Below are 11736 nucleotides of genomic sequence, written 5' to 3' on the forward strand. Positions count from 1 at the left end.
CTTGTGCGGTGTTCCTTGACCCCGGACGCGAGCGGCGCAGACTCGTTCGAGCCGCCCGCGTGGCAGCGGATCTCCGCCACACCCGGGGGCCGCCCAATGGCTCTGCGGGCGACGGGTCCACCATCAGGAGGTTTCCATGAAGACCCTTCCACAGAAATTCGTCACGGCCGTCTCGACGCTCGCATTCGGCACCGCGATGTGCGCCGTGGCGCTGCCGGCCGCCGGGCAGGCGTCCGCGCCCGACAACAAGGCTGCGCTCGCCGGCGTCAAGGAGATGAAGATCGCGTTCGACATCACGGACGCCAACCCGGAAGCGCTGCTGCTCAAGCTGGCGGTCATCGACCTCACGCGCAAGCAGCTGATCGCGGAGGGCGTCACCCCGAGGATCGTGCTCGCATTCCGCGGCGACGCGTCCTATTTCACGCAGACCGACCTCGAGAAGATCAGACCGGCCGACCGCGAGGGCGCAATGAAGGTGGCCGCGAAGATCAGGGAAATGCGCTCGACCAACGGCTACGAGTCGATGGAGCAATGCTCGGTGCCGCTGCCGGCCCGCAAGATCCGTAACGACGACGTGATGCCGGAGGTCAAGCTGGTCGGCAACGGCTGGATCTCCCTGGTCGCCTACCAGCAGAGAGGCTATGCGTACATCGTGCCCTGAAGTGTATTGACCCAGCGGAACCTGCTCAGGTGAGGCCGCTAAAGCGCAAGCCTCGGCGGGTGTCTTCATGCCCTGCGACTGGTGGGGTCGCCGGTGGTTGTAGAAGCCGATCCAGTCGCCGATCACACGGCTGGCGTGCGGCAGGGTCTCGAAGCGATGCCGATGCCTGCATTGCTCTTTGAGCGTGCGGATCACCCGCTCGACCATGCCGTTCTGCTCGGGGCTGTGCGGAGCGATGAACTGAACCGATCCACGAACGGATCGAAGCGTTGCAGCAGGCAGTGGTCTATACAGTGAGCAGATCACCGAAGAGCTGCCAGCTCTTGCCGTCGAAGCGCTGCAATCTCATCGAAGACACCGGCGCATAGTCGGTCGGGCCGGTCTTGACGCGCACGCCCGGCAAGAGCATCGCCGGCTGGAAATCGAGGTTCAGCGCCTGCCTCATCACGTTGTCACGGGTGAGGTCGTCGCCGCACTGCCTGAGCATCTGCGTGGCGGTCTCGGCGAAGGTGTAACCGAGGACGTTCAGCGAGTCGCCCGGATCGCCCGCAGGGTAGTAGCTTCGCATCCACTCCCTCCACTGCTGAAGGCCTGGATCGTTCGCCCATTGAGGATCGTTCGGGTCCTTGTAGTAGGTCGCGCCGATAGCGCCAATCGCATTCTCCAGCCCTGCCTGTGCCAGCACCGCCGACACGGAGAGGACGCCAACGGTAAGGAGATGCAGGGGCTTCCAGTCCATCTGAGGAATGCGCCGCAACGCCTGCGCCGCGAACTTCGGAGTGGTGGCGCTGAAGAAGACATCGGCACCCGAGGACTTCAGCGCCAGCAGTTGCGAGTCGATCGTCGGATCCGACAGCTCGTATGACTGCTCGCCGACGATCATGGTGCGTCCGTGATCACCAAGCCCCTGCTTGAGGCCGCTGAGGTAGTCCTTCCCGAGATCGTCATTCTGGTAGAGCACACCGATGCGTGCCTTCGGATTGACTGAGCGCAGGTAGGTCGCGAAGATCTTCGCCTCGAGGAAGAAATTCGGCTGGAAACCCATCGTCCACGGGAAGTTGGCGGGATCGGTGAATTTCGCGCCACCCGCGCCCAGGAACAGTTGCGGCACCTTCTTCGTGTTCAGGTACTTCTGGACCGCGGTGTTGGTGGCCGTGCCGAGCGAGTTGAACATGAAGAGCACCTCTTCCTGCTCGACCAGGCGACGGGTCTGCTCGACCGTTTTCGGAGGACTGAAACCGTCGTCCAGGCTGAGCATGTTGATCCGGCGTCCGTTCACCCCCCCGGCCGCATTGACCATGGCGAAGTACGCCGCTGCCGAGCGCCCGAGCGTCCCGTACGCGGAGGCTGGCCCACTGTAGGCCATGGTCTGACCGATGCGAATCTCCGTGTCCGAAGCACCAGGCCCGTAGCGCTTTTGCGAAATAGCAAGGCTAGGGAACAGGGTGGAAACAGCCAGCAGAGCCGATTGGCCCAGCAACGCGCGACGATTCATGGACACCTCCACTTTGCGGACGACGACCTGAGGGCACTGCGCAGACCCGCGGACCGCGGCTCTGCACCCATGCTCGTAACTCGCGCGATCATGCACAAGAGCGCATCCGAGGATTCCGGAATTCTCAGGCTGCGCGAGCCACTGCGTCAGCAGGAGCACAAGTTGCGTCGGCGAGAGGACGCCACGCGCTGCTGGACCGACTGGAGTACCTTCGCCGCTTCGTGCACGCGACTCGCTGGGAGGAGTGATGTGCAACCGCTACGTCAGTCCCGGCCAGGCCGACATCGAGCGTTTCTTCGAGATCGGCCGGCGCAACCCGGTCATGCCCTGGCCAGCCGAGCTCTACCCTCGGGCGCCGGGCCCCTTCGTCCGCCTGGACCGTGAAGGCCGGCGCGAGCTCGCCGTCGGACGCTGGGGCCTCATCCCGCACTTCGCCAAGTCGCCGGACATCCGCTACTCGACGAACAACGCCCGCAGCGAGGAGCTCGCCGAGAAGCCCACCTACCGCACCGCCTGGGCGCGCGGGCAGCGCTGCATCATCCCGGCCGTCAGCTTCGACGAGCCGAACTGGGAGACCGGCCGCAACGTCTGGTGGCGATTCCGGCGCGCTGATGGCGAGCCCTGGGGCCTGGCCGGGCTGTGGAACGCGTGGATCGACCGCGCGACAGGCGAAATTCACGAGAGCTACACGATGCTGACCATCAACGCGGACGGGCACCCGCTGATGGGCCGCATGCACAAGCTAGATCCTGCGCTCCCCCCGGACGCTCAGGACAAGCGCAGCGTGATTCCGATCGAGCGAGCTAACGTCGAAACGTGGCTGGCGGGATCAACCGAGGATGCGCGGGCGCTGATGCGGGTGCCGGCGGTGGAGATGTTCGAGGCGGGGCCGGTCGCCGCGGCGCCAAGGGGTGGAAACGCTTCATCTCCCCTCGGCTAAAATCTCGTCGCGCGGCTCCGGGAGCCTCAGCCAGCGCTGTCCAGCGTGAACCGCCCCTCCCGGAAGAGCTTCAGACAGGAATCCACGACGCGCGTCTCGTACGCCGTTCCGCGTCCTCGCTCTATCTCCGCCAGCGCTGCATCGACGCCCAGCGCAGGCCGATAGGGCCGGTGCGACGCCATTGCCTCGATCACGTCGGCCACCAGCATGATGCGCGCCTCGGGAAGAATGTCGTCGCCCCTGAGCCCGCGTGGGTAACCCGAGCCGTCGAACTTCTCGTGGTGCTGCAGCACGATCTCCGCGATCGGCCACGGAAAGTCGATGCCCTTGAGAATCTCGTAGCCAGCCTGGGGATGCTGCTTCACCAGCGCGTACTCCGCCTCGGTGAGCCGGCGGGGCATCGTCAGGATCTCGGACGGCACCTGGATCTTTCCCAGGTCGTGAAGGATTCCAGCGAGACGCAGCCCGTGGATCCGATCCTCGTCGAGGCCCAGGTCCCGGGCGATCGCCACGGCCAGGTCGGCAACCCGGCGCTGGTGCCCGGCGGTGTAGGGATCACGGGCCTCGAGCGTGGCCGCGATCGCCTGGATCGACTGCTCGAGGCTCTCCTGCAGTACCTCGGCATGGTGCGCGTAGCGATGCGCGATGCTGTCGCGCTCGGCGCGGACGCGGATGGCGGCGATGCCGGTGGAAAGGTCGCCGGCGAGTTCCACGAGCAGGTCGACCTCTTCGCCCTGGAAGGCACCCGCCCGGTCCGCGTACACGCCGAGCATGCCGATCACCTTTCCCGACACCCACAACGGATGCGCCAGGACCGATCCGTAGCCGCGCTGGATCGCCAGATCGCGCCAGGGCGCGAACTTCGGATCGGTCTTCACGTCGTCGGTGACCTGATAGGTCCCGATGCGGATCGCCCTGCCGATCGGGCCCTCGGCGCGCTCGGAGCTGTCCCATCGGACTAGAGCCTGCTCGAGGTAACCCTCGTCGGCGCCCGCCCAGGCGCGCGGGCGTACCGACCGCTCGAAATCCTGCTCTGCATACCCCACCCAGGCCATCCGGTAGCCGCCAATCTCGACGACGATCCGGCAGACGGCCTCGAGCAGCCGTTCCTCGTCCACCGCCTTGGCGACCTCTCGTTTGCAAGCGCCGAGCATCTTCAGCGAGCGATTGATCCGGGCAAGACGCACCTCGGCCGCAGAGGCGCTGTCTGCGGCCTCGTCCAGCGCCCGAGCCAGTACACCGATCTCGTCCTTGCCGTGCGGTAGACCGCTGCGCGCCGCGCGATCCCCGCCGCCGAATCGCTGCGCCGAATCGCTGAGCCGGGCCAACGGACGCAGCAGGAACCGATCGCTTCCCCAGTGCGCGGCGGCGACGACGAGCATGAGCACCGAGACCGCCAGCAGCAGGCCCAGGCGTAGCTCGTCAAGCAGCTTGCCCTGGAGGCTCTCGACCGGGGTGTTCACCCAGAGCGTCATGCGCCCAGAAACCGTCTCGATCAGTGGCGTGAATGCATGGATGCGCAGCCGCCCGTCGACGCCGCTCATCTCCCAGAGTCCCTCGGCTTCGGATCCGACGGCAGCGATCATGTCGGTGCTGGCCGCCCCGCCGACGAATCCTTCGGCGTCGGGGAACCGGCCGACGACCACCCCGTTGGAATCCAGCATCACGATGCGCGTGTCGCCCAGGGGCGCGCCTGAGGCCAGTCCGGAGCTCAGCCAGGACAGGTCGAGCGCCAGGAAGACGATGCCCGTCGCCTCGCCGTCGGAATTGCGCAGCGCCCGCGCGAACGAGATCAGCTGGACGTCCAAGATTCGGCCAAGCAGCACATCGCTGACGACCATGTCTTGGGAGGCGAGCGCGGCCTGGAACCACTTCCGATCGGAGAAGTCGATCGACGTCGCCGAACCGGTGGCGCTGCAGAACGGCCGGCCGTCGGGCCTCACGAAGCCGGCGTTGACGTACCGCGCGTCGGACCGCGCAAGCCTGGTCATGGCTGACTCGCAATCGCTGACGGCACGTTCGAAGAGCTGCGCGCTCTGCGCCAGTCCAAGCAGCGTCGCATCGGCATGCGCCGCGATCTCGCGCTGCTGCGCGGCCAGCAGGCGGGCCGTGGCCAGCAGTTCAGCCTTGACGCGCGCTTCGCGCCCCCTGCCGTCGAGCACCAGGTGCCATGCCATCAGGCTCGACAACACGACGAGCACCAGCACGAGCAACAACTGAAGGCGAGCACGCAGACTGAAGCCGGCCATACCTTCCCATGCCGAGCACCGCCATCGATGCAGTCGATGACACACGCTTCGGCCTTCAACCAAGTGGCGTCGTAGCCACCGGATCGCCCGTCTCGACCTTGTTCTACTTGTCCGAGTTCAGGCGCACCTATCGATGACCCCAAGCGCAGCCACGCGCCGATCTTGCGTCAACGCTCCTCCTTGGCTGCATGTAGCGAGGCCCATCGAACGGGACGGAGTGTCCTCCCGCCCCCCAGGGGCGTCAACGCCGGAGTTGCCGACTGGACACACTGCGATTTCATTGGCGGCGTGCCCAGGCGCTGGTGGGCGCGTCACCAGGCACTGGCCGCCGGCGGGTGGCTGCACGTTCTGGGAGCGGGAGCGGGGCAGCGATGATGACTTGGAGCGGGTAGAGGGCCCCGCCATGGCGGAAGGCTCCCCAAAGCCCGGGAGCGGAGATCCGACACGGTTACCCCGCATTTGCCGGTCCTGGCGCAGCGACAACTACGGCAGGGCGCGCCAGATATTTGGGCTTGCCGGATCAAAGGAGGCCGGAATGGATTTCGTCGACCAGCTCCGCGTACTCGCCACCCACGTGGCGCAGCTCTTCCGCTACTTCCATGTCACCGAGGCTCGCTTCAGCGTTCTTACGAACGGGATCCACTACAAGCTTTTCACGGACCTCCAGCAGCCCAACAAGATGGATTCGAAGCCTTTCTTCGAGTTCAACTTCGCGGACTTCCGGGAGCGAGATGTCGAGGAGCTGAAGAGAATCCCGAAGGCGGCATTCGATGTCGACACGGTCACCCTGCGCCCTACCCTTGTCGGTCACGACCGTGCCTCCTAGACTCCCCGGATGAGCGAATCGTCCCACCGCATCGCCGCCGGTGCTGCGCTCGTCATGTACCTCGTCTGGACCGCTGCCACCTGGTTCTTCGAGGGGCGCATCGAGACCCTGCTGCACCCGGCGACCGGCTCGTCTACGCGCTCGGCGTCAACCTTCTGCTCGGTATCGTCGGCACGCTCTGGCTGCTGCGGCGATCCGTTCGGCGCGACGGCATGCAGGTGGCGGCGCGTAGCGGGTTCGGGCCGCCCGCGCGAACCCTCGTCGCGGCCGTCGCGGGGTTCGCACTTGGGATCGCTTCGTACTTCGGCCAGGGCGCCCCATCGACAGATCCGGCCGTGGTGACCAATGCGTTCGCGCAGGTATTCGTCGTTTCGGCGGCTGAGGTGATGGTCTGCTGGGCGCTGGTCGGCGGCGCGGTCGAGGGCCTGCTGAGGAGACGGCTCGCGCGTCTGGCGACGCCGGCTGCTGCGATCGTTGCCGCGGTGCTGTTCGGCCTTTACCACTTCGCGCACAGCGCGCCGTTCGACACCTGGCCGATGGTCGCGCTGCTGTCGGTGATCGGGCTGGTGACCGGTGCGTTCTTCTTCGTGTCCCGCGACGTTCTGGGCACGGCCATCTTCCACAACTTCCTCGGCACCTTCGGCGTCACTCAGGCGCTCGCCGCCGCCGGACGCCTCTGCGCGATCGAGAACCTCCAGCCCGCCCTGCTCGGCACGGCCGCCATGACTGCGGTCGTGCTGCTGGCAGGCTATCGGTGGGTGCGGCTCGGGGCCTGAGCCGACGCGGGCTGGGGTGGCTTCCGCCGACGAAAGTGCGTCCGCGCCGGGCCAATGACAGAAAAGCCCTTATGCGGGGCTTCTCGGTGTTCTTCGGCGATGCAGATGGTGCCCGAGGTCGGACTCGAACCGACAAGCCTTGCGGCGGGGGATTTTGAGTCCCCTGCGTCTACCAATTCCACCACTCGGGCACGGGAGGGAGGGCGGATTATCGACCAATCGCCCCCCGCCGGCAAACCGACGCTCAGCGCCCCGTGAACTGCGGCGCCCGCTTCTCCAGGAAGTGCGCCACGCCCTCCTTGAAGTCGTCGCTGGCCAGGCTCAGGGCCATCTCGTGGTCGGCGGTCACGTTGGCCTCGGCCAGGCTCTGGAACATGCCGTCCCAGATCTGGCGCTTCATCACGGCCAGCGAGCGCGGTGAGACGGTGTCCGCCATGGCTTTCAGGTAGTCGCGCGCGGCGTCGATCAGCCGCGCGTCGGGCACCACGCGCTGCACGATGCCCAGCCGCAGCGCCTCGTCGGCGCGCACCTTGCGGGCCGAGTACAGCAGGTCGGCGGCGTTGGGCAGTCCGACCAGTCGCGGCAGCGTCCAGCTGATGCCGTGCTCGGCGATCAGGCCGCGCTGGGCGAAGGCGGTGGTGAACACCGCGCTCTCGGCGGCGAAGCGGAAGTCGCAGAACAGCGACACCACGAAGCCCAGGCCGGCGCAGGGACCGTTGATCGCGCCCAGGATGGGCTTGGGGATGGCCGGGAAGTAGGTGTTGGGCAGCTGGAAGTCCGGGCGCTGGCTGCCGCCCGCGGGCACGCCGCGCGGTGCAGGTACCTCGTCGGCGTGGCTCGCGCCCTTGCTGGCCGACAGCCCCGACAGCAGGTTCATGTCGGCGCCCGCGCAGAAGCCGCGGCCGGCGCCGGTGAGCAGGATGGCGCGCACGCCGTCGTCTGCGGAAGCCTTGTGCATCGCGTCGCGCAGTTCGCCGGCCATCTGCCGGGTCCAGGCGTTGAGGCGGTCGGGACGGTTCAGGGTGATCGTGGCGATGCGGTCGCGCACGTCGTACAGGATCGCTTCATAGGCCATGGCGGGTCTCCTCCTTGTGGTGCGAGGGAGGTTACGCCAGGCATCGCCCGCCGGCAGTCGCCGGGGATTCCGCTTTCCGCCGGCGCGTGCAGCCTCGGATCGCCTCGCCGACAGGTCCTGGCGCGCCCTGCCGGGGTCGTCCTGCCAGGGGCGTGACGTCAGGCGGTCGCGTCAGTCCGCCTCGCCGGGCTTGCCGGGTCGGGCTCGCCGATCAGCATGCGCGCGAACTCCGGGTATGGCGGCACCACCAGGTGGGCATCCGCCTCGCCCGAATCGGAGCGGATGGCCATCCCGGCCGCGCGCGCGATCGACATGATCGCGCGGTTGGAGGTCAGGCAGTGCATGTAGAGCCGGTCCTTGCCCGCGCGGGCGGCGCGCACCACCGCATAGCGGAAGATCGCCGCGCCAAGGCCGCGGCCGCGGGCGGCCGGCAGCACCGAAAGCCCCAGTTCGGGCGCGTTGCCGTCGAGCACCAGGTGGCCGATGCCCACCCATTGCCCGGGCCCGGTGCGCGCGCCGAACACCACGTCGCGGCCGAAATCCATGCCATCGACGTAGCGGGCGAGGAAGGCGTCGTCGACGACGATGCCGAAGCGCAGCCGACGGTCGTCCTGGCCCAGGGAGGTGAAGTGCGCCACGAGCGAGTCGCGATCGCCAGGAACCAAGCGCTCGAACAGCGCCACCCAATCGAGGATGCGCCTGGGCAGCGCCAGGGAAGAATTCGGCTTGGTATCGAGAATCGGTTGCATCATGCGCTCCATGGGCGATGCGACGGGGCTCCGGCCTGCCGGCCAATCCCCTGCATCCATCAGCTATATGCGGCCAGACCGAAAATGGTGCAATACAGCAAACTAGTGCAAAGCCTCAATTTGAGAGGGGAGCACTTGGTTCGAAGCGATCGCCGCGAGTCGTTTTGTTGCACCACAACATAACACGCTTCCGCGACCCCTGCCGCCTCGCATAAGATGGCGCCCGAATGCGACTCTCCGACTTCGACTTCCAGCTTCCGGCCGAGCTCATCGCGCAGCACCCGATGGCAGCCCGCACGGGCTCCCGGCTGCTGCACGTGCGCGCCGATAGCCTCGCGGACCTCGCCTTCCGCGAGCTTGCCGGACTGCTGGCGCCTGGCGACCTGCTGGTGATGAACGACACCCGGGTGCTGCGGGCGCGCCTGCTCGGCGAGAAGGAGGGCACCGGCGGGGCCGTCGAGGCGCTGGTCGAGCGGATCACCGGCGAGCGCAGCGCGGTAGCGCAGCTGCGCGCCAGCAAGACCGCCCGCCCGGGCGTCGTGCTGCGCTTCGGCAGCGCCCGCGCCACCGTGACCGGCCGGCACGACGAGTTCTTCCTGCTCGAGTTCGACGAGCCGGTGCTCGAGGCGATGGAGCGCGAGGGCCGCCTGCCTCTGCCGCCCTACATCGGGCATGCAGCCGGCGCCGACGACGACGAGCGCTACCAGACGGTCTTTGCCCGCGAGCCGGGCGCGGTCGCGGCGCCCACTGCCGGGCTGCACTTCGACGACGCGCTGCTCGCGCAGTTGCGCACGGCCGGCGTGGAAACCGCTTTCGTCACGCTGCACGTCGGCGCGGGCACCTTCCAGCCGGTGCGCGTGGAGGATCTGCGCGAGCACCGGATGCACAGCGAGCGCTACGTGCTCCCCGAGGAGACCGCGCTGGCCGTGCGTGCCACCCGCGCCCGCGGCGGCCGGGTGGTGGCAGTGGGCACCACCTCGCTGCGCACGCTGGAAGCAGCGGCTGCCGGCGACGTCCACCTGCGCGCCACGACCGGCGAAACCAACCTGTTCATCACGCCGGGCTACCGCTTCAAGGTGGTCGACCGCCTGCTGACCAACTTCCACCTCCCCAGGTCCACCCTGCTGATGCTCGTCAGCGCCTTCGCCGGCGTGCAGCGCATCCGGCACGCCTACGCGCACGCGATCGCCCAGCGCTACCGTTTCTTCAGCTACGGCGATGCGATGCTGCTCGAGCGCTGCGCGGACGCGCTGGCCGAATGATGACCCCGGCAATCCGACCTCGCGCCTCGAGGAAAGGCTCGCGCCGCTGCCGCGACAGAACCGACCGATGCTGACCTACGAACTTCTCGCCACCGATGGCGCGGCCCGCCGCGGCCGCATGACGCTGAACCACGGCACGGTCGAGACCCCGGTGTTCATGCCGGTGGGCACCTACGGTGCGGTCAAGGCCATGTCCCCCCGCGAGCTCGAGGAGATCGGCGCCGAGATCATCCTGGGCAACACCTTCCACCTCTGGCTGCGCCCCGGAATGGAGGTGATCCGGCGCTTCGGCGGCCTGCACCGCTTCAACGGCTGGCATCGCCCCATCCTCACCGACTCCGGCGGCTTCCAGGTGTTCAGCCTCGGGGCGATGCGCAAGATCAGCGAACAGGGGGTGAAGTTCTCGTCGCCGGTCAACGGCGACAAGCTGATGCTCAGCCCCGAGGAGTCGATGCGCATCCAGCATGCGCTCGACTCGGACATTGCGATGATCTTCGACGAGTGCACGCCCTATGAGATCGACGGCGTGCCAGCCACCGAGAAGCAGGCGGCCGATTCGATGCGGCTGTCGCTGCGCTGGGCGAAGCGCTCGCGCGAGGAGTTCGACCGCCTCGAGAACCGCAACGCCCTGTTCGGGATCGTCCAGGGCGGGATGTTCGAGCACCTGCGCGACGAGTCGATCGCCGGCCTGGTCGAGGTCGGCTTCCACGGCTACGCGATCGGCGGACTGTCGGTCGGCGAACCCAAGGAAGAGATGCTGCGGATCCTGGCGCACTGCGCGCCACGGCTGCCCGCGGAACGCCCCCGCTACCTGATGGGTGTGGGCACGCCCGAGGACCTGGTGGCAGGAGTGGCCGCCGGCATCGACATGTTCGATTGCGTGATGCCGACCCGCAACGCGCGCAACGGCTGGCTGTTCACCCGCTTCGGCGACCTGCGCCTGCGCAATGCCCGACACCGGCACGACGAACGACCGATCCAGCCGGGCTGCGCCTGCTACGCCTGCGAGAATTTCTCGCGCGCCTACGTGCATCACCTCCAGCGGATCGACGACATCCTCGGCGCACGGCTGGCCACGATCCACAACCTGCACTACTACGCGACGCTGATGCGCGAGATGCGCGAATCCATCGCCGCCGGCGGCTTCGAGGCCTTCAGGCTGCGCTTCGCGCAGGACCGCGCCCGCGGCGTCGACGGATGACGCAGCCCCCACCGCTATAATCCCCGGTTACCAAAGGAGAAAACGTGCTGATTTCAACGGCTTACGCCCAGGTCATCTCGAACGCCCACGCGCAGGCCGCGGGCGGGAGCGGCACCGACCAGTTGTTTGGCTTCCTGCCGATCATCCTGATGTTCGTGGTGCTGTACTTCCTGATGATCCGTCCGCAAATGAAGCGGGCCAAGGAACACAAGACCATGCTCGAGGCGATCAAGAAGGGCGACGAGGTCGTCACCTCCGGCGGCATGGTCGGCAAGATCACCAAGGTTGGCGAGAGCTACGTCACGGTCGAGGTTGCCCGCGCCGGCGACAGCCCGGTCGAGATGAACTTCCAGAAGGGCGCGATCCAGACGCTGCTGCCCAACGGCACCATCAAGGCACTCTGACGCGCCCCTGACGCGCCCCTGAAGCGGCGCGGCGGGGTCCCCGCCATGCCGCCGGCCGGGCGGTGCCGCCGCCCCCTTCAACGATCACGCCGAGCCCG

At 67.6% G+C, this 11736-nt stretch carries 11 protein-coding genes, 1 tRNA gene and 1 pseudogene; 7 read left to right on the forward strand and 6 right to left on the reverse strand.

The annotated features are described in order from the left end of the window. Positions 1–136: 136 nt before the first annotated feature. Positions 137–661 carry a DsrE family protein gene (locus HNQ70_RS07385; RefSeq protein ID WP_183965892.1) on the forward strand — a complete coding sequence of 175 codons (525 nt, stop codon included), beginning with the start codon at positions 137–139 and terminating at the stop codon, positions 659–661. A gap of 69 nt (positions 662–730) precedes the next feature. Here HNQ70_RS07385 and HNQ70_RS20385 read toward each other — a convergent pair. Both HNQ70_RS20385 and HNQ70_RS07395 read right to left on the reverse strand, forming a co-directional pair. Further along, positions 731–967: pseudogene (locus tag HNQ70_RS20385) on the reverse strand (integrase core domain-containing protein); the annotation flags it as partial. After that, positions 948–2156 carry an ABC transporter substrate-binding protein gene (locus tag HNQ70_RS07395; RefSeq protein WP_183965894.1) on the reverse strand — a complete coding sequence of 403 codons (1209 nt, stop codon included), beginning with the start codon at positions 2154–2156 and terminating at the stop codon, positions 948–950. The gene HNQ70_RS07395 and the pseudogene HNQ70_RS20385, both read right to left, overlap by 20 nt. Before the next feature lie 247 nt (positions 2157–2403). Between HNQ70_RS07395 and HNQ70_RS07400 the strand changes: the two genes are divergently transcribed. Beyond that, positions 2404–3096, forward strand: coding sequence for an SOS response-associated peptidase (locus HNQ70_RS07400; RefSeq protein ID WP_183965896.1), 693 nt, complete (start codon positions 2404–2406; stop codon positions 3094–3096). A gap of 26 nt (positions 3097–3122) precedes the next feature. On the opposite strand, the gene HNQ70_RS07405 is transcribed toward HNQ70_RS07400, so the two are convergent. Then, positions 3123–5345: an HD domain-containing phosphohydrolase gene (locus HNQ70_RS07405; protein WP_183965898.1), complete on the reverse strand. Its 2223-nt coding sequence runs from the start codon at positions 5343–5345 to the stop codon at positions 3123–3125. Between the two features lie 535 nt (positions 5346–5880). On the opposite strand from HNQ70_RS07405, the gene HNQ70_RS07410 reads away from it, so the two are divergent. Together HNQ70_RS07410 and HNQ70_RS07415 are read left to right on the forward strand one after the other, a co-directional pair. Continuing rightward, positions 5881–6171: a hypothetical protein gene (locus tag HNQ70_RS07410; protein WP_246434835.1), complete on the forward strand. Its 291-nt coding sequence runs from the start codon at positions 5881–5883 to the stop codon at positions 6169–6171. Positions 6172–6383: 212 nt separating this feature from the next. Then, on the forward strand, positions 6384–6947 hold the full coding sequence (locus tag HNQ70_RS07415; protein WP_183965900.1) for a CPBP family glutamic-type intramembrane protease: 564 nt from the start codon (positions 6384–6386) through the stop codon (positions 6945–6947). A 106-nt stretch (positions 6948–7053) separates the two neighbouring features. Here HNQ70_RS07415 and HNQ70_RS07420 read toward each other — a convergent pair. The 3 genes from HNQ70_RS07420 to HNQ70_RS07430 all read right to left on the reverse strand — a co-directional run bounded on the left by HNQ70_RS07420 (position 7054) and on the right by HNQ70_RS07430 (position 8771). Then, positions 7054–7138, reverse strand: a tRNA-Leu gene (locus HNQ70_RS07420). Positions 7139–7191: 53 nt separating this feature from the next. After that, a complete protein-coding gene (locus HNQ70_RS07425; RefSeq protein ID WP_183965902.1) occupies positions 7192–8022 on the reverse strand; it encodes an enoyl-CoA hydratase in 831 nt (276 codons plus the stop codon). Between the two features lie 158 nt (positions 8023–8180). Beyond that, on the reverse strand, positions 8181–8771 hold the full coding sequence (locus HNQ70_RS07430; RefSeq protein WP_183965904.1) for a GNAT family N-acetyltransferase: 591 nt from the start codon (positions 8769–8771) through the stop codon (positions 8181–8183). Positions 8772–8998: 227 nt separating this feature from the next. On the opposite strand from HNQ70_RS07430, the gene queA reads away from it, so the two are divergent. The 3 genes from queA to yajC all read left to right on the forward strand — a co-directional run bounded on the left by queA (position 8999) and on the right by yajC (position 11638). Further along, positions 8999–10033, forward strand: a complete 1035-nt coding sequence (gene queA, locus HNQ70_RS07435) for a tRNA preQ1(34) S-adenosylmethionine ribosyltransferase-isomerase QueA (protein ID WP_183965906.1) — start codon at positions 8999–9001, stop codon at positions 10031–10033. 67 nt (positions 10034–10100) lie between these two features. Beyond that, positions 10101–11234, forward strand: a complete 1134-nt coding sequence (gene tgt / locus HNQ70_RS07440) for a tRNA guanosine(34) transglycosylase Tgt (RefSeq protein WP_183965908.1) — start codon at positions 10101–10103, stop codon at positions 11232–11234. Between the two features lie 44 nt (positions 11235–11278). Beyond that, positions 11279–11638, forward strand: a complete 360-nt coding sequence (yajC, locus tag HNQ70_RS07445; RefSeq protein WP_425504346.1) for a preprotein translocase subunit YajC — start codon at positions 11279–11281, stop codon at positions 11636–11638. Positions 11639–11736: the final 98 nt, after the last annotated feature.

Source organism: Quisquiliibacterium transsilvanicum (assembly GCF_014202215.1).
GTDB classification, from domain to species: Bacteria; Pseudomonadota; Gammaproteobacteria; order Burkholderiales; family Burkholderiaceae_E; genus Quisquiliibacterium; species Quisquiliibacterium transsilvanicum.

What these genes read in the sequence shown, in the direction of transcription:
- HNQ70_RS07385 (WP_183965892.1), top strand. Translation starts at nt 137, where the DNA reads ATGAAGACCCTTCCACAGAAATTCGTCACGGCCGTCTCGACGCTCGCA.
- HNQ70_RS07395 (WP_183965894.1), bottom strand. Translation starts at nt 2,156, where the DNA reads ATGAATCGTCGCGCGTTGCTGGGCCAATCGGCTCTGCTGGCTGTTTCC.
- HNQ70_RS07400 (WP_183965896.1), top strand. Translation starts at nt 2,404, where the DNA reads ATGTGCAACCGCTACGTCAGTCCCGGCCAGGCCGACATCGAGCGTTTC.
- HNQ70_RS07405 (WP_183965898.1), bottom strand. Translation starts at nt 5,345, where the DNA reads ATGGCCGGCTTCAGTCTGCGTGCTCGCCTTCAGTTGTTGCTCGTGCTG.
- HNQ70_RS07410 (WP_246434835.1), top strand. Translation starts at nt 5,881, where the DNA reads ATGGATTTCGTCGACCAGCTCCGCGTACTCGCCACCCACGTGGCGCAG.
- HNQ70_RS07415 (WP_183965900.1), top strand. Translation starts at nt 6,384, where the DNA reads ATGCAGGTGGCGGCGCGTAGCGGGTTCGGGCCGCCCGCGCGAACCCTC.
- HNQ70_RS07425 (WP_183965902.1), bottom strand. Translation starts at nt 8,022, where the DNA reads ATGGCCTATGAAGCGATCCTGTACGACGTGCGCGACCGCATCGCCACG.
- HNQ70_RS07430 (WP_183965904.1), bottom strand. Translation starts at nt 8,771, where the DNA reads ATGCAACCGATTCTCGATACCAAGCCGAATTCTTCCCTGGCGCTGCCC.
- queA (WP_183965906.1), top strand. Translation starts at nt 8,999, where the DNA reads ATGCGACTCTCCGACTTCGACTTCCAGCTTCCGGCCGAGCTCATCGCG.
- tgt (WP_183965908.1), top strand. Translation starts at nt 10,101, where the DNA reads ATGCTGACCTACGAACTTCTCGCCACCGATGGCGCGGCCCGCCGCGGC.